The organism is Bacillus vallismortis, assembly GCF_040784915.1.
Classification (GTDB): domain Bacteria; phylum Bacillota; class Bacilli; order Bacillales; family Bacillaceae; genus Bacillus; species Bacillus subtilis_G.
Genome location: NZ_CP160797.1, coordinates 177,501 through 195,457 on the forward strand (window position 1 = coordinate 177,501; position 17,957 = coordinate 195,457).

The 17,957-nt window shown below is 46.0% G+C and carries 9 protein-coding genes, 5 rRNA genes and 1 pseudogene (1 of these 15 only partly in view); 7 read left to right on the top strand and 8 right to left on the bottom strand.

Translation table 11 applies throughout. The annotated features are described in order from the left end of the window. The 5 genes from ABZM97_RS01020 to rrf (ABZM97_RS01040) form a co-directional block, all read left to right on the top strand. Window positions 1-84 (top strand): 23S ribosomal RNA (locus ABZM97_RS01020) (it extends 2,844 nt beyond the left edge of the window). A 55-nt stretch (window positions 85-139) separates the two neighbouring features. Next, a 5S ribosomal RNA gene (rrf, locus tag ABZM97_RS01025) occupies window positions 140-255 on the top strand. A gap of 250 nt (window positions 256-505) precedes the next feature. Next, window positions 506-2,055 (top strand): 16S ribosomal RNA (locus ABZM97_RS01030). A 233-nt stretch (window positions 2,056-2,288) separates the two neighbouring features. Beyond that, a 23S ribosomal RNA gene (locus tag ABZM97_RS01035) occupies window positions 2,289-5,216 on the top strand. A 55-nt stretch (window positions 5,217-5,271) separates the two neighbouring features. Further along, window positions 5,272-5,387 (top strand): 5S ribosomal RNA (rrf, locus tag ABZM97_RS01040). Together the 16S, 23S and 5S rRNA genes form the textbook arrangement of a ribosomal RNA operon. Window positions 5,388-5,424: 37 nt before the next feature. Here rrf (ABZM97_RS01040) and ABZM97_RS01045 read toward each other — a convergent pair. Next, window positions 5,425-6,220 (bottom strand): annotated as a pseudogene (locus tag ABZM97_RS01045) (MFS transporter); the annotation flags it as partial. A 414-nt stretch (window positions 6,221-6,634) separates the two neighbouring features. On the opposite strand from ABZM97_RS01045, the gene ABZM97_RS01050 reads away from it, so the two are divergent. Together ABZM97_RS01050 and ABZM97_RS01055 are read left to right on the top strand one after the other, a co-directional pair. Then, window positions 6,635-8,071, top strand: coding sequence for a SulP family inorganic anion transporter (locus tag ABZM97_RS01050; protein WP_367387126.1), 1,437 nt, complete (start codon window positions 6,635-6,637; stop codon window positions 8,069-8,071). Between the two features lie 146 nt (window positions 8,072-8,217). Then, window positions 8,218-9,138, top strand: a complete 921-nt coding sequence (locus ABZM97_RS01055) for a bile acid:sodium symporter family protein (protein WP_333516843.1) — start codon at window positions 8,218-8,220, stop codon at window positions 9,136-9,138. Window positions 9,139-9,153: 15 nt separating this feature from the next. Here the strand turns inward: ABZM97_RS01055 and ABZM97_RS01060 are convergent, their stop codons facing one another. The 7 genes from ABZM97_RS01060 to ABZM97_RS01090 all read right to left on the bottom strand — a co-directional run bounded on the left by ABZM97_RS01060 (window position 9,154) and on the right by ABZM97_RS01090 (window position 17,933). Then, the gene (locus ABZM97_RS01060) at window positions 9,154-9,903 is read right to left on the bottom strand and encodes an alpha/beta hydrolase (protein ID WP_202329109.1); all 750 of its coding nucleotides are present in this window, start codon (window positions 9,901-9,903) and stop codon (window positions 9,154-9,156) included. Next, window positions 9,900-10,910, bottom strand: a complete 1,011-nt coding sequence (gene feuC / locus ABZM97_RS01065) for an iron ABC transporter permease FeuC (protein ID WP_202329108.1) — start codon at window positions 10,908-10,910, stop codon at window positions 9,900-9,902. The genes ABZM97_RS01060 and feuC overlap by 4 nt, the downstream gene beginning before the upstream one ends. Beyond that, window positions 10,903-11,907: an iron ABC transporter permease gene (locus ABZM97_RS01070; RefSeq protein WP_087991993.1), complete on the bottom strand. Its 1,005-nt coding sequence runs from the start codon at window positions 11,905-11,907 to the stop codon at window positions 10,903-10,905. The genes feuC and ABZM97_RS01070 overlap by 8 nt, the downstream gene beginning before the upstream one ends. An 18-nt stretch (window positions 11,908-11,925) precedes the next feature. After that, a complete protein-coding gene (feuA, locus tag ABZM97_RS01075) occupies window positions 11,926-12,879 on the bottom strand; it encodes an iron ABC transporter substrate-binding protein FeuA (RefSeq protein WP_087991994.1) in 954 nt (317 codons plus the stop codon). Between the two features lie 90 nt (window positions 12,880-12,969). Next, window positions 12,970-14,559, bottom strand: a complete 1,590-nt coding sequence (locus tag ABZM97_RS01080) for an AraC family transcriptional regulator (RefSeq protein WP_087991995.1) — start codon at window positions 14,557-14,559, stop codon at window positions 12,970-12,972. 187 nt (window positions 14,560-14,746) lie between these two features. Beyond that, window positions 14,747-15,991, bottom strand: a complete 1,245-nt coding sequence (locus tag ABZM97_RS01085; protein WP_202329106.1) for an exo-beta-N-acetylmuramidase NamZ domain-containing protein — start codon at window positions 15,989-15,991, stop codon at window positions 14,747-14,749. Window positions 15,992-16,001: 10 nt separating this feature from the next. Beyond that, window positions 16,002-17,933 carry a glycoside hydrolase family 3 protein gene (locus tag ABZM97_RS01090; protein ID WP_367387127.1) on the bottom strand — a complete coding sequence of 644 codons (1,932 nt, stop codon included), beginning with the start codon at window positions 17,931-17,933 and terminating at the stop codon, window positions 16,002-16,004. Window positions 17,934-17,957: the final 24 nt, after the last annotated feature.

The following is a 17,957-nucleotide window of genomic DNA, read 5'->3' on the forward strand; positions in this document are numbered from 1 at the left end:
AAGATGATCAGGTTGATAGGTCTGAGGTGGAAGTGTGGCGACACATGGAGCTGACAGATACTAATCGATCGAGGACTTAACCACATTTTGAATGATGTCACATCTGTTATCTAGTTTTGAGAGAACATCTCTCAAATTGTTTGGTGGCGATAGCGAAGAGGTCACACCCGTTCCCATGCCGAACACGGAAGTTAAGCTCTTCAGCGCCGATGGTAGTCGGGGGTTTCCCCCTGTGAGAGTAGGACGCCGCCAAGCAATTGCACGCTAGTGTAATTAAAAAAGAAAAAAGTTGTTGACTTTGAAGAAGTAGCGTTGTATACTAATAAAGTTGCTTTAACAAGGCCAAACGAAATGATCTTTGAAAACTAAACAAGACAAAACGTACCTGTTAATTCATTTTTTATAAATCGCACAGCAATGTGCGTAGTCAGTCAAACTAGGCCTGTAGGACGCAGGTCACGCAGGTGTCATCGCAGGATGCGATGAACTTAACCTGTGATCCATTTTATCGGAGAGTTTGATCCTGGCTCAGGACGAACGCTGGCGGCGTGCCTAATACATGCAAGTCGAGCGGACAGATGGGAGCTTGCTCCCTGATGTTAGCGGCGGACGGGTGAGTAACACGTGGGTAACCTGCCTGTAAGACTGGGATAACTCCGGGAAACCGGGGCTAATACCGGATGCTTGTTTGAACCGCATGGTTCAAACATAAAAGGTGGCTTCGGCTACCACTTACAGATGGACCCGCGGCGCATTAGCTAGTTGGTGAGGTAACGGCTCACCAAGGCAACGATGCGTAGCCGACCTGAGAGGGTGATCGGCCACACTGGGACTGAGACACGGCCCAGACTCCTACGGGAGGCAGCAGTAGGGAATCTTCCGCAATGGACGAAAGTCTGACGGAGCAACGCCGCGTGAGTGATGAAGGTTTTCGGATCGTAAAGCTCTGTTGTTAGGGAAGAACAAGTACCGTTCGAATAGGGCGGTACCTTGACGGTACCTAACCAGAAAGCCACGGCTAACTACGTGCCAGCAGCCGCGGTAATACGTAGGTGGCAAGCGTTGTCCGGAATTATTGGGCGTAAAGGGCTCGCAGGCGGTTTCTTAAGTCTGATGTGAAAGCCCCCGGCTCAACCGGGGAGGGTCATTGGAAACTGGGGAACTTGAGTGCAGAAGAGGAGAGTGGAATTCCACGTGTAGCGGTGAAATGCGTAGAGATGTGGAGGAACACCAGTGGCGAAGGCGACTCTCTGGTCTGTAACTGACGCTGAGGAGCGAAAGCGTGGGGAGCGAACAGGATTAGATACCCTGGTAGTCCACGCCGTAAACGATGAGTGCTAAGTGTTAGGGGGTTTCCGCCCCTTAGTGCTGCAGCTAACGCATTAAGCACTCCGCCTGGGGAGTACGGTCGCAAGACTGAAACTCAAAGGAATTGACGGGGGCCCGCACAAGCGGTGGAGCATGTGGTTTAATTCGAAGCAACGCGAAGAACCTTACCAGGTCTTGACATCCTCTGACAATCCTAGAGATAGGACGTCCCCTTCGGGGGCAGAGTGACAGGTGGTGCATGGTTGTCGTCAGCTCGTGTCGTGAGATGTTGGGTTAAGTCCCGCAACGAGCGCAACCCTTGATCTTAGTTGCCAGCATTCAGTTGGGCACTCTAAGGTGACTGCCGGTGACAAACCGGAGGAAGGTGGGGATGACGTCAAATCATCATGCCCCTTATGACCTGGGCTACACACGTGCTACAATGGACAGAACAAAGGGCAGCGAAACCGCGAGGTTAAGCCAATCCCACAAATCTGTTCTCAGTTCGGATCGCAGTCTGCAACTCGACTGCGTGAAGCTGGAATCGCTAGTAATCGCGGATCAGCATGCCGCGGTGAATACGTTCCCGGGCCTTGTACACACCGCCCGTCACACCACGAGAGTTTGTAACACCCGAAGTCGGTGAGGTAACCTTTTAGGAGCCAGCCGCCGAAGGTGGGACAGATGATTGGGGTGAAGTCGTAACAAGGTAGCCGTATCGGAAGGTGCGGCTGGATCACCTCCTTTCTAAGGATATATTACGGAATATAAGACCTTGGGTCTTATAAACAGAACGTTCCCTGTCTTGTTTAGTTTTGAAGGATCATTCCTTCAAAAACATAGGAACACCTGCTAAATGCGCCACATCTGTGGGAACGCATGTGTTAGCATGTCCTATACGTTGTTCTTTGAAAACTAGATAACAGTAGACATCACATTCAATTAGTAATACAAGATATCACATAGTGATTCTTTTTAACGGTTAAGTTAGAAAGGGCGCACGGTGGATGCCTTGGCACTAGGAGCCGATGAAGGACGGGACGAACACCGATATGCTTCGGGGAGCTGTAAGCAAGCTTTGATCCGGAGATTTCCGAATGGGGAAACCCACCACTCGTAATGGAGTGGTATCCATATCTGAATTCATAGGATATGAGAAGGCAGACCCGGGGAACTGAAACATCTAAGTACCCGGAGGAAGAGAAAGCAAATGCGATTCCCTGAGTAGCGGCGAGCGAAACGGGATTAGCCCAAACCAAGAGGCTTGCCTCTTGGGGTTGTAGGACACTCTGTACGGAGTTACAAAAGAACGAGGTAGATGAAGAGGTCTGGAAAGGCCCGCCATAGAAGGTAACAGCCCTGTAGTCAAAACTTCGTTCTCTCCTGAGTGGATCCTGAGTACGGCGGAACACGTGAAATTCCGTCGGAATCCGGGAGGACCATCTCCCAAGGCTAAATACTCCCTAGTGACCGATAGTGAACCAGTACCGTGAGGGAAAGGTGAAAAGCACCCCGGAAGGGGAGTGAAACAGATCCTGAAACCGTGTGCCTACAAGTAGTCAGAGCCCGTTAACGGGTGATGGCGTGCCTTTTGTAGAATGAACCGGCGAGTTACGATCCCGTGCAAGGTTAAGCAGAAGATGCGGAGCCGCAGCGAAAGCGAGTCTGAATAGGGCGCATGAGTACGTGGTCGTAGACCCGAAACCAGGTGATCTACCCATGTCCAGGGTGAAGTTCAGGTAACACTGAATGGAGGCCCGAACCCACGCACGTTGAAAAGTGCGGGGATGAGGTGTGGGTAGGGGTGAAATGCCAATCGAACCTGGAGATAGCTGGTTCTCTCCGAAATAGCTTTAGGGCTAGCCTCAAGGTAAGAGTCTTGGAGGTAGAGCACTGATTGGACTAGGGGCCCCTACCGGGTTACCGAATTCAGTCAAACTCCGAATGCCAATGACTTATCCTTGGGAGTCAGACTGCGAGTGATAAGATCCGTAGTCGAAAGGGAAACAGCCCAGACCGCCAGCTAAGGTCCCAAAGTATACGTTAAGTGGAAAAGGATGTGGAGTTGCTTAGACAACCAGGATGTTGGCTTAGAAGCAGCCACCATTTAAAGAGTGCGTAATAGCTCACTGGTCGAGTGACTCTGCGCCGAAAATGTACCGGGGCTAAACGTATCACCGAAGCTGCGGACTGTTCTTCGAACAGTGGTAGGAGAGCGTTCTAAGGGCTGTGAAGCCAGACCGGAAGGACTGGTGGAGCGCTTAGAAGTGAGAATGCCGGTATGAGTAGCGAAAGAGGGGTGAGAATCCCCTCCACCGAATGCCTAAGGTTTCCTGAGGAAGGCTCGTCCGCTCAGGGTTAGTCGGGACCTAAGCCGAGGCCGAAAGGCGTAGGCGATGGACAACAGGTTGATATTCCTGTACCACCTCCTCACCATTTGAGTAATGGGGGGACGCAGGAGGATAGGGTAAGCGCGGTATTGGATATCCGCGTCCAAGCAGTTAGGCTGGGAAATAGGCAAATCCGTTTCCCATAAGGCTGAGCTGTGATGGCGAGTGAAATATAGTAGCGAAGTTCCTGATTCCACACTGCCAAGAAAAGCCTCTAGCGAGGTGAGAGGTGCCCGTACCGCAAACCGACACAGGTAGGCGAGGAGAGAATCCTAAGGTGATCGAGAGAACTCTCGTTAAGGAACTCGGCAAAATGACCCCGTAACTTCGGGAGAAGGGGTGCTCTGTTAGGGTGCAAGCCCGAGAGAGCCGCAGTGAATAGGCCCAGGCGACTGTTTAGCAAAAACACAGGTCTCTGCGAAGCCGTAAGGCGAAGTATAGGGGCTGACGCCTGCCCGGTGCTGGAAGGTTAAGAGGAGCGCTTAGCGTAAGCGAAGGTGCGAATTGAAGCCCCAGTAAACGGCGGCCGTAACTATAACGGTCCTAAGGTAGCGAAATTCCTTGTCGGGTAAGTTCCGACCCGCACGAAAGGCGCAACGATCTGGGCACTGTCTCAACGAGAGACTCGGTGAAATTATAGTACCTGTGAAGATGCAGGTTACCCGCGACAGGACGGAAAGACCCCGTGGAGCTTTACTGCAGCCTGATATTGAATGTTGGTACAGCTTGTACAGGATAGGTAGGAGCCTTGGAAACCGGAGCGCTAGCTTCGGTGGAGGCATCGGTGGGATACTACCCTGGCTGTATTGACCTTCTAACCCGCCGCCCTTATCGGGCGGGGAGACAGTGTCAGGTGGGCAGTTTGACTGGGGCGGTCGCCTCCTAAAAGGTAACGGAGGCGCCCAAAGGTTCCCTCAGAATGGTTGGAAATCATTCGCAGAGTGTAAAGGCACAAGGGAGCTTGACTGCGAGACCTACAAGTCGAGCAGGGACGAAAGTCGGGCTTAGTGATCCGGTGGTTCCGCATGGAAGGGCCATCGCTCAACGGATAAAAGCTACCCCGGGGATAACAGGCTTATCTCCCCCAAGAGTCCACATCGACGGGGAGGTTTGGCACCTCGATGTCGGCTCATCGCATCCTGGGGCTGTAGTCGGTCCCAAGGGTTGGGCTGTTCGCCCATTAAAGCGGTACGCGAGCTGGGTTCAGAACGTCGTGAGACAGTTCGGTCCCTATCCGTCGCGGGCGCAGGAAATTTGAGAGGAGCTGTCCTTAGTACGAGAGGACCGGGATGGACGCACCGCTGGTGTACCAGTTGTTCTGCCAAGGGCATCGCTGGGTAGCTATGTGCGGACGGGATAAGTGCTGAAAGCATCTAAGCATGAAGCCCCCCTCAAGATGAGATTTCCCATTCCGCAAGGAAGTAAGATCCCTGAAAGATGATCAGGTTGATAGGTCTGAGGTGGAAGTGTGGCGACACATGGAGCTGACAGATACTAATCGATCGAGGACTTAACCACATTTTGAATGATGTCACATCTGTTATCTAGTTTTGAGAGAACATCTCTCAAATTGTTTGGTGGCGATAGCGAAGAGGTCACACCCGTTCCCATGCCGAACACGGAAGTTAAGCTCTTCAGCGCCGATGGTAGTCGGGGGTTTCCCCCTGTGAGAGTAGGACGCCGCCAAGCAAGGTAAAACCCAGCTCAATGAGCTGGGTTTTTTGGTTTATATCTGTACTGATTTGTTTTCATCAGTATCCATTTTATCGAGCTTTTTGCTTTTCAGGTTTTCTAATACTTTTAATACCAATACAATCCTCAGCATGTTCAACATGAGAGTTGTAAATAACCAATGCAGTATGTACTGAGAATTCATCTAGACGCCATCCAACTGCGATTGGCGGGATAGAACCGCCTAATCCGTTGGCAGTATGCTTGTCGTTTGTTCTGTTTTTCCAAGGTAGAATTGATTGGTGATAATTAAAGCAATGGTAAACATGCCAGTCATAAATAAGCCTAAAAAGAAACAAAGAACAAACCCTGCAAAATCAGTAAACGACCTATGATTATACCGATCCAATATATTGTTACCGTTATGGTTGCTAAGGAGTTAGAAATCTCCCATTTCTCAGCGAAGATAGAAGGGATAAAGTGAACAATCGATACTTCATGGCTCCATAAAAAAGAAGTACGCAGCTGCTAAAGAAATAAACAGTAAGCCAAGTCTTCGAAAAACTTATAGGTGCTTGTTTTCCATTGCCCGAAGTGTCTGTTTGACGAATGAGCAAATCGTCAAAGCTGCCAAAGCTCATTCGGCTCCAAACAAGCATCAGAAGAAATGAAATTAGCCCCAATACCAGAAATGCCAATGCCCATACATTATTGCTAATTAAAAAACCAGACAGCAACGGCATGAAAAGGGCTCCTAAACCGTACGCTACTTCCATCTTACTCATGACGATTGCTTGTTTTTTTATAATTGCTGTTAAGATAATTGTTCCTACACAAGATTCTACCAGTCCGGGTATCATGTGGCGTGGATATGCCTCAGCTTGCTGAACTGATGATGTAGAAAACCCCGCTTGATACTATGAGGATGCCATTCAGGAATTGATGGGAATAGATCCGTTGTCAAATGAGAGAAAAGATATTGCTGTTGTTAAAACGATTCTTGTTTCTCATCCGGATATGATATAATTCAGAGATGGCTTAAACCTAGTTTTAGCCATTTTTTTCTTCAGTATTCATCTTGCATATTTGATTAACATTTAATATGATACTCTTTGTATAATAACTCCTTGCCTCTATACAACATACTCAACGTTTCCCCTTTTTCTTCGTTCGTTTGGCCTTTCCTTTTCTCCCGTAAAATAAAGAAAGCTCCCAGCACAATAGATACGGTGCGGATTTATTTTTTAAAAAAGGAGTCGTTATATTTGAATAATAGTTTTACATTACAACAGCAATGGTTCGGTAATATCCGAAAAGACATTCTTGCTGGCATTTTAGTTGCATTAGCATTAATACCTGAAGCGATTGGCTTCTCGATTATAGCGGGTGTTGACCCGATGGTCGGTCTTTATGCGTCATTTTGTATAGCCATTATCATTTCTATTTTTGGCGGCAGACCTGGCATGATTTCAGCAGCTACTGGCTCAATGGCGGTCGTTATGGTGTCGCTGGTTGCTGATCATGGGCTTCAGTATTTATTTGCGGCTACGATTTTGACAGGAATCATTCAGATGATTTTAGGTATCAGTAAAATTGCGAGATTAATGAAATTTATCCCGCGTTCTGTGATGATCGGGTTTGTGAATGCGCTGGCGATCCTTATTTTCTCCGCGCAGCTTCCTCAGTTTGAAGGTGCTTCTTGGAGCATGTATGCGATGCTTGCCGGGTCGTTGGTTATTATTTATGTACTGCCGAGGTTTACGACTGCGGTTCCTTCTCCGCTTGTCGCGATTATTGTGATGACGATTATTGCGGTCACTTTCCATGTGGATGTGCGGACGGTCGGAGATATGGGCAATATTTCTAGTTCGTTGCCTCATTTCTTAATCCCTGATGTTCCGTTTACCTTTGAAACACTGCAAATCATTTTTCCTTATTCGATTGCTTTAGCATTTGTCGGATTACTTGAGTCTTTGCTGACAGCACAAATTATTGATGAAATGACGGATACGGACAGTGATAAAAATAAAGAGAGCCGCGGACAGGGAATTGCGAATATCGTGACTGGATTCTTTGGCGGAATGGCAGGCTGCGCTATGATTGGACAATCTGTCATTAATACAAAAGCGGGCGGACGCGGACGCTTATCTGCATTTGTTGCTGGTGCTTTTCTGATGTTTTTAATTGCCGTCTTGAGTACTGTTGTCGTGAAAATTCCAATGGCTGCGTTAGTGGCTGTTATGGTTATGGTTTCTGTCGGCACATTTGATTGGTCTTCTTTAAAAGGCCTCAAAAAAGCGCCGCTCACGGACTCTATTGTCATGGTTGTGACTGTGATTACGGTTGTTGTGACGGATGACTTGTCTAAAGGCGTATTCGTCGGCGTTCTCTTAAGTGCGGTGTTCTTTGTGGCAAAAATTTCGAAGCTGAAAATTGTTTCGCATGCAGGGGATCAAAAGCTGAGAACGTATCAAGTAAAGGGACAGATCTTTTTTGCGTCAGTGACTGATCTTACGAATGCATTTATTTATCAAGAGGATATTGAGCGAGTCGTGATTGACTTAACTGAGGCCCATGTTTGGGATGATTCAGGAGCGGCTGCGCTTGATAAGATTGTTGCGAAGTTTAAGGAACAAGGAATTGAAGTTGAAGTAAAGGGTTTGAACAATGCTAGTAAAGCTCTTATGAAGCAAATGACATAAAGTGTGAAAGCCCAGATTGATGAGATCTGGGCTTTTTTATATACCATATGGCTGAACGGCATTGATATAATAGAGTGAGAAAGAAATATTTAATAGGAGACTTGTATATGACGCTTCAGAAGCTGAACCATGTATTGGGGAAAGTCATGCCGCTTTTAACGCCTGCTAGTGTTGTGCTGGGCGTGCTGCTGTCTCAATTTTTAAATGGGTATGAAAGTGCTGTGCCTTGGATCTTTGCTTTTATTACGTTTGCAGGCAGTTTGAGCGCTAACTTTCAATCTTTGAGACATGCGTTGTCTCATCCTCTTCCTATGATTCTTGCACTATTTGTTCTTCATATTTTCATGCCGCTTTTTGCTTGGGGCAGCGGCCATCTTATATTTAAAGGCGATCCTTTGACAATCACAGGTTTAACATTGGCTGTTGTGATTCCTACCGGGATTACAAGCTTGATTTGGGCAGCGATGTATAAAGGGAATGTCGGTTTGACGCTTTCGATTATCTTGGTTGATACGGTGCTGTCACCATTGGTCGTACCGCTGAGCCTTTCATTGCTGGCCGGCGCTCAGGTTCATATGGATGTGTGGGGAATGATGAGAGGGCTGATTGTGATGGTCGTGATTCCTTCTTTTCTGGGCATGCTGTTTAATCAGATGTCTTCTCCAGATAGAACCGCATCTGTTAGCAGTGCGCTGTCACCTTTTTCAAAGCTTTGTCTGATGGCTGTGATTGCGATTAATAGTTCAGCGATTGCCCCTTATTTTAAAGCAGTTGATTTGAGATTTGTAGGAATAGCTGTGACGGTCTTCTTTATTGCGTTAACAGGCTATGCCGCTGCTTGGCTGATCGGGAAAATAATGAAAAGGCGCCAAGAGGAAATTGTATCTCTTATTTTTACGGGAGGCATGAGAAATATCAGTGCCGGCGCAGTTCTTGCCGTTACATTCTTCCCGTCTCAGGTTGCTGTTCCGGTGGTGATCGGCATGCTGTTTCAGCAGATACTTGCCGCGTTGTTTGGCTATATGGTGAATCGTTTTGAATTAAAACCTGTATTGCAGAAAGCATGAAAAAACCGCTCAATCTTATGAGCGGTTTTTTCCGTATAGCCATTCGAGCGCAATGATGAACTGTTGGCAGAAGTACTTGCGGTGGTGCACCGCCCCTTGTTCAATTGAAAGACATAGCTGATTTTCAGTGAAGCCTTTTTCTTTTAAACTTTGATGCACTTGCTTTGTATTCCGCAGCATATTTCGCTGTATAGATTGTTTTTCACAGCCTTCTTCACTGCCGACAGACATAAAGACACGTGCAGTGCCGGGCTTTAAAGAAGATAAATGAATGGCTTCGGCTGCGTTCTCGTACCAGTAGGAGCCTGAGATAGAGCCTATGTTTGTGAACACTGATGGATACTTTATTAAGGCGAACATTGAGATGAGTCCGCCTAATGAGGCACCGATCATTCCTCTTGACTGCGGTTCCCTGGCGACGTTCCAATTTTCTTCGATAAACGGAATGAATCGGTTTGTTATGTTAGACAGATAGTGATATCCCATGCCTCCGAAGTCCGGGAACCGATCACTGAGTGATGCAGCCGGCCAAGGGGTGTATTCATCCAGCCGACTTGCGGGTTCGATACCGATCAACACGAGCTCAGGCAGCCTTCGCTGCTGAAATGTACTTTCTAATAATTTGATTTGGTCTTGAAACAACGAACTTCCATCCTGCACGTAAACAGCAGGAAATCTCCTGCTGCTGTCTGGGCTGTAGGAAGGAGGGAGGTACAGCGTAAATTTCCTTTCACCGGCTTTGTGCTCTGAAAGAGATCCGTTCAAGCATTTTCCCCCTTTTTTTGCTTGAAAAGCAGGTATAAGAAATAAGGAACACCGAGGATCGCCAAAATGATGCCTGCGGGCACTTCCGCTGGCTGGAAAAACAGTTTTCCGGCAAAGTCTGCGCTTATTACAAGCAGCATGCCGATTAAACCGCTCAGCGGCAGGATATTGCGGTGTTCGACACCAGCCAGTCTCCGTGAAATGTGGGGAGCGATTAAACCGACAAACGCCATGCTACCCGCTACGGAGACACAGGCGCTGATGATTGCTACGCAGGCGACGAGCAGGATGGTTTTTTCTTTATTTGATGAAATACCGAGGCTTCTGACTGTGTCTTCATCAAAACGAATGGTGTCCAGCAAGCGGGACTTGGCGATAAGAATAGGTATAAACAGCAGCATCCATGGAAGAACGGCTGTGATGTAAGTCCAATTGGCAGACCAGATGCTTCCGTTTTTCCAGACCATGGCCATTTGATAGTCTTGCGGGTCCATTTTTAATGATAAAAACAAAGACAGGGCGCTGAATCCAGAATTGATCGCGATTCCTACCAGAATAATTCTTCCTGAATCTAAATTGCCTCTGTGCCATGCAAATATGTAAATCAAGAGCGCCGCAATCAGTCCGCCTATCAACCCGAAAAATGGCATTCCCATCGCCGCAACTATAGATGTCACTTCCTTCTGGCCTTGGAACAAGAGCATAAACGCCACAATCCCGGCTCCCGCCCCCGCGTTAATTCCGAGAATTCCCGGGTCTGCAAGCCCGTTTCTTGTGATGGCTTGGATGACGGCGCCCGCAATGCCAAGACCGAGTCCGATAATGGCGGCCATGACAATTCGCGGCAGTCTTAAATCGAACAGCAAAATTTCATACTGCGGATTCGGATCGATCTGAAAAAGAGTGGAGAGCAGCTCAGCCGGCTGAACGGAGAATGATCCGCTCGTTAAGCTGAAATAGCTGACAACGAGAATCAAAGCGATGAACACTGCATATTTTTTAGCCATTTTGCTCCCCTCCTTTTCGTTTAATCAAATAAAGGAAGAAAGGCACGCCGATTATGGATGTCACGACTTCAATCGGTGTTTCAAACGGATAATTGATAAATCTGCTTGCGAGATCACATAAGGTTAAAAAGACTCCGCCCAAAATGCATGAACACGGAATCAGCCTGTTGTAATCGGAGCCGACAAGAAATCTTGTGATATGCGGAACAACCAATCCGACAAACGCAATTTTGCCGGCCAGCGCTACGGCACTGCCGGTTAAAATGATGACTGAAAGCATCGCCATGATTTTAATGGTTTTTTTCTTTTGTCCCAGACTTTTAGAAATGTCGTCGCCTAATGATACAGCAGTCACCTTTTTGCTGAGGGAAACAGCTATCACGATGCCGACCAGAAAAAACGGTGCGGCAAGCTTCAGAAAATCAGGACTCATTTGATGAATTCTGGCGCTGTACCAGAAACTGAGATCCTGCGATATTTGAAAATAAATCGACATGGCTGCTGATAAACTGCTAAGCAGCATGCTTGTAACTGTGCCGATAATGGCAAGCTGCACGGGGGAAAACCCGTTAGGCATCATGGCGGCAAGGCTGAATACTAGAACGGCTCCTAATGCTGAGCCGATAAAAGAGTAAATGATCATCTCAATGGAAGACGATTGCGGGAGCAGAACCATACAAAGCGTGATAATAAACGCGGAACCATCTGAAACGCCCATAATCGATGGCGAAGCTAAATAATTGCGCGTAATGCCTTGCATAAGGGCTCCAGAAACAGCAAGGGCTGCCCCTATGAGCAGAGCGCCGGCAGCCCTTGGAATCCGGGAATGCCATATAATTTGATGGTCTGTGTTTCCCGGATCGAAATGAATAAGAGATGTAAAAACAATATCTGTGCTTAGATGCTTTGCGCCATATAGGATCGAAAGCAGCAGCGACAGTGCAATAGCAAATGGAGAAGTAATCAATATGATACGTGTCCACTGTTTTGAATACATACAAAAACCTACTCTGAATTAGTTTTGTGTCAATTTTTCAGCAGCCGCTTTCAGGAAGCGGACTTTGCTCCAAGCTGTGCCGCCTTGTGCGAGAGGATCGACTGAGTTAACGTACACATGATCTTCTTTGACTGCTTTAAGGCTTTTCCAGATTGGATTTTTCTCTAAATCTTTTAATGCATCAGGTTTATCTGCATTTTCATCATCAGAAAATTGAACGAAGATATGGTCTGGATTCATTTCGCTTAATTTTTCTAATGAAATCAGTTCTTGCGCTTTTGCAGCTTTTACTTCGTCCGGCGCTTTAAGACCTAAATCACCATAAAGGGTGGAGTTGAAGTACACCTGTTCAGGGTAAATGTAAATGTTGCCTTGTCTGATTCTAATGACAAGCGCTTTTGAATCTTTTGCCTTTTCATTGATTTTTGTTTTTGTTTCTTTTAAATCCTGTTCATAGTCTGCAATGATTTTTTTCGCCTTTTTCTCTTTACCAGTCAGCTGGGCAAGGAGCATCATATTGTCCTTCCAGTTTGAAGAGATGTGAGAAACCGGGATTGTTGTGCCGGCTGTACTTATTTTTTGCAGTGTTTTTTCTGGGAACTTTGTTGAAGCAAGGATGACATCTGGCTTCATCTCAAGAATCTTTTCAATGTTTGGCTCCATTTTTTCTCCGGTTGGTTGGGCTTTGTCTGTGATGTCTTTGAACATTTCAGGGAATTTGCCGGAGAATGAAATCGCGCCTTGCGGATGAACGTCAAGCAGTTTCGCGTCTTCCATCGACTCAACGCTTCCCGTTATGGCAATTTTGTCTGTTGGTACAGTTACTTCATATGTTTTATCCAGGTATTCAATTTTCTTCTTCTCGGATGCTGTGCTGCTTGCCTTGCTTGCAGTTGATTCATTTTTGTTGCCGCAAGCTGCCGCTGTCAGCGCGAGAAGCAAGATTAATAAGGTAAGAGATATTTTTTTCATCTATAGAGCCTCCTGTTCAATTGATAACTATTATCAATTGGAATTATAGAGAATGAACGGATATAACGCCATGGACAAATTCCATATTTATCATGGACAATCACCGGATAGTAAAGAAATGGTTTGCTGAACAATCCGTTCATGGCCGCAAGCCGAGTATTCATTCCAAGGGTCAAAGGATAGAAGGTATACACGGTTATTCCGTACTGCGCTTAGGTTTTGCCATGCTTCTGTCTGCTGCAATTGCTGGTAATAAGCAATGGTTTCAGGCTCTTTAAATAGAAAAAGCATTAAGCAGTCAGCTTGGTAATTTGCGATATTTTCTACCGAAATCGCTTGCTCTGAAGGCGTGTCTTCCGTTTTTGCGGAGCTGAATTCTAAATCTCCAAAAAAGACTTCGCGGACGCTTCGATGATGTGCCAGATAAAAATTTTGCTTATGCAGCCTCAGAAAGAGAAAACGCTGCCTTTGGGCGTGCTGAAGTGTTTTTTTGGCGACCGCCGTCTGCTGGTCATAAGCCGCGAGCCACTTTTCTGCTTCGGACTCTTCCTTTAAGAATGAGGCGGTTTGCAGAAAGTGAGTTCTCCAGCTTTCTTCTGAAGGAAGATAAATGACTTCTGCGATGCGATTCAGATGATTTTTTTCTTCTTGAGAAATAGAATCCATGCTGAAAATCACATCTGGTTCGGCCTGAGATAACGTATTCAGGTTTTCTTCCCATTTTTCATTAAATCGGTATGCGCTGAGCTGGACGGGTATATCTGTCGAATAATGCTGATAGTAGTAAGACGTCCATTTTGGGTGGAGCGCGGCCGCAAACGGTATGTGATGAAGAGGGATGAGGTGGCCCATTGTGCCTCTTCCGTATGCGGCAATTTTTTTTCGTCGTTTTTTCATATAGCTTGTAGGTGAGCAGCCTGTATGCTTCTTAAAGATTCTGCTGAAATAAAATTCATCTTGATAGCCGGTTTGATGAGCGATTTCTTTCAATTTGCAGTTTGATCTTGCCATGAGCCGTTTTGCTCTGGTGATTCGCGTCTTTGTGATAAATTCTGTTACGCTTTGACCTGTCCTTTTTTTAAAGGTTTCGCTGTAGTGTTTGGCGCTGATCCCTGCCATTTGCGACAACTGGGCAAGTGTCATTTTTGTTTCTGCATGAGTTTCGATGTATTGTTTTGTTTTCTCGATTGCTGAGTGTGTATCCGTTAGATCAGATACACTGGCAGTCATGAGGTCATAAATCAGGCTTTGTACTTCAATCATGCATTTTAGGTGAGAAAGCTGAGACGATTCATTCCATAGCGCAGCAAGCTCTTGAAGCCGGGCTGCAAGGTTTTCGATATGTGATATATTCACAAGCTTCAGTTTGGCTAATTCCGTTTCTGTACATGGCGTTAAGATATCTCGTCCGGATTCCTTGATATAGCTTTGAATCCTGATCAGACAGGTATCTATATGTCCTTCGGCTGCAGGCGTAAAGCCGAAGGTTTCGTTAGGCGGACAAACATAAAGCGTCTTTTTTTGCAGAGGACTGATGCTTGTTCCGATCGAAATATGGCCGTTTCCTTTGACATGAAAGATCAGTACGAATGAATCGGCTAATTGCTGTTCTGAGAAGAGATCACTTGTTTTTTTAAGATATTCAATTTGTATGGGATAATAAATCACTGTATTTTGCAAGAGTAGACCACCTTTTCAGAAACATTCAATTGATAATCATTTTCAATAAGATTGTACCAAATAAATGAAAGTTTTCCTATATAAAGCGGGTGGGTTTTTGTCATAAAAAAACCCTTACTCTCGTTTGAAAGTAAGGGTCTTTTGTTCGGTAAGAACATGTTACACGTGTAACATACGATGCTTACGTCTAATAGATGAGATGCTTTTTTCTTGTTTTACTGAATTGTTTGAGTGGTTTTTCATAGCGATCTATGATGTCATCTATAGAAGTGCCATTTTTAATTTCTGTTTTGATCCAACCGTTGCCTGCCAGTTTATCAAATGAACCTGTTGCTAGGAACTCAAAATCCTCAGGATAGAGGTCGTGTATTGTTTTAATGAGTGAAAGGCCTGTTCTAACCGCTTCAAACTTTTTTCGGTCTGTCACATAGAGCTGAACACCGTGGCAAAGCATTCCCTGATGTTTAGAAAATGTCGGCGTAAAGGAAGCTGCCCTGAATGTGACGCCTGGCAGATGGAGTCTGTTTAATGTTTCTGCAAGTTCTGTGCTTTTGATAAAGGGAGCCCCAATCAATTCGAATGGCTTTGTTGTCCCCCGCCCTTCGGATATATTTGTTCCTTCAATCAGTCCGGTTGCAGGATATACAAATGTGCTCTCTACCGTCGGCATGTTAGGTGATGGGAGGACGAAAGGCAGTCTGGTGCCGTCAAAATCCATTTTCCGTTTCCAGTGTTTCATTTTTACCACTGTCAGTTCGGCATCAATGTCAAATTCCTTGTTGAACAGCAAAGCCAATTCGCCTATTGTCATTCCGTGCTTTAGCGGAATGGGATACAGTCCGACAAATGAGGCGTACTCAGGCTCTAAGACTGGTCCTTCAATATGATCCCCGCCTTGAGGATTCGGTCGGTCCAGCACCATAAAAGGAATGCCATTTTCTTTAGCGGCTTCCATAGCGTATGCCATTGTATAAATGTACGTGTAGTAACGGGTCCCGACATCCTGAATGTCAAACATAAGAACATCGACATTTTTCAGCATCTCTGGAGTCGGTTTCCTCGTTTTTCCGTAGAGGCTGTATACGGGAATCCCGGTTTTTTCGTCAATGTAAGAGCCTACTGTGTCTCCCGCCTGAGCATCGCCGCGGACGCCGTGCTCTGGGCCGAATAAAGCTGTCAGTTTAATATCAGGGTTTTCGTGAAGAATATCGACACTGCTTTTCAGAGATGCGTTTACGCCGGTTGGATTGGTGATTAATCCGATTCGTTTTCCTTTGAGCTGTTTTTTATAAACTGGCAAAAGCGTGTCTATGCCGGTCTGGACTTTAGGTTTTTTAGCCGTTTGATTCTTGGCATCGGGTGATGCTGAGGCGGCTGTTATCGTTCCAAACATGATGAGCCCTGTGAGAAAAGCAAATATTGTTTTTCTCATGAGTTCCTCCTTATGAAAACGGTTTTCCCGTTTTGATATTTAATCCGTAGCCATATGGATAAAGGATGTCTCCCGGTTTCGTGACTGACGGAATGTCAACTGGGAGTGTGCCTTTAGGTTTTGCCTGACCGAATATCGCCATAACTCCAGCGGGAATATTAGGTTGAAGATAACGGCCATTCGCGTATCCTTTAAAGCCATAGACAGCAATGAGCGCCTTCGCTTCCTCAAAATTGGCAGCATCATATGGGTTGCGCAGGCTCATTAAGACAAATGGCTTGTTGTGCTGCAGTGCGGCTTTCATGACAACTCTCGGAAATACAGTGGTCCATTTGCTTGAATCTGATATGGTGTCGTCGATGACACCGTCGTTGACGACAGGGTCATTTTTCACGACGTAGGAGCCGGTAATGATATAATCAGCCTCTTTTACTTGTTTTTCATGCTTGGCATTAAATACTTGGTTGGCAAAATTAATTTTGCTGAGGGACACGGGTTTGATTTTCTTTCGCTTGATGAGATCACGAATGGTTTGTTCAATTGAAGCGGTTTGTTCTTCGTAAGGCGCGATAATTAAGATTCTGCTGTCTTTTTTAGGTTTGAACGGCAAGGTGCGCTGTTCATTTTTTAAAACGGTCACTGCTTTTTCGGCTATATTTTTCTCTGCTTTCAAGTGACGCTTGCTTCCTACGATTTTCTGGGCTTTGGCTATTTTTTCTTTTATGCTGTCGTCATGTCGAGCTGGATACATACCGCGTTTTATTTTCAGGGAAATGATTCTTTCAACCGATTTGTTGATTTGTTGTACAGGAATGTCACCGTTGTTCACGGCTGATTTTAAAGCTTGAATAACACGGGCGAATTTCTGTTCTTCTTTCAGAGAAGTAACTGAGGCAGGCATTAATGCAATATCGACGCCCGCTTTTACAGCCATGACCACAGCCTCTTCCTGTCCGAAATGATCTGCGATTGCTTTCATATTGAGGGCATCGGTAACGATGACGCCGTCAAATCCCATTTCCTGACGAAGAAGACCGGTCATCACCTTTTTCGAGAGTGTAGCCGGAACCAGAATGTCCGATCCATCGAGTTTGCTTTTGTATGTGGTGCCATCAAAGGCAGGAAATTGAACGTGAGCTGTCATCACCATATCAGCACCGGCATCAATGGCTCTTTGAAAAGGATAGAGCTCGATCTCACGAAGGCGTTCTTGGCTATGGGGAACGAGAGGCAGTCCGTAATGGCTGTCAACGTCCGTGTCTCCATGTCCCGGGAAATGTTTGAGGGCAGAGGCTATATCTTGCCGCTGCAAACCTTTCATCGTGTATAAACCGAGTCGTGCTGTCAGTTCTCGATTGGAGCTGAATGACCGTACGCCGATGACCGGATTATCAGGATTATTATTAATGTCCATGACAGGGCTGAAATCTGTATTAATGCCTAAGGCTGAAAGCTCTTTTCCAATGATGGTGCCAGTCTGATAGGCATTGATTCTGCTTCTGGCTGCACCCAGTGCCATATTCCCCGGGAAATTAGTCCCCTCTCCTAATCTCGTTACGATGCCCCCTTCCTGATCAATACTTAGCATGAGAGGGATTTTGGGGCTGGCTTTTTGGTAAGCGTCTGTCAATTGAACAGTTTGTGTTGTTGTTTTTACATTTTCCGCAAAAAGGATGACGCCGCCGAATTGATATTTCTTGATGAGGCTAGCGACTTCCTTATTCATTTCTGTAAAGGCTTGTGGAGAAGACTCGCCCTCCTTTTGCCAATTTCTGAAATCAGGCATCAGCATCTGGCCGAGTTTTTCATCTAACGTCATGCGATTGACAAGCTGCTTGGCGTTGGGTGAGCTGTTGGATGAAGCAGCTTTTGCTTGGCCGGCGCCGAGAAAACATGAAAGAAAGAGAACGGCTGAAAGGATAAGCGGAAAGACAGGTTTCATAGAAACTTCCTCCTATCGTCGAAT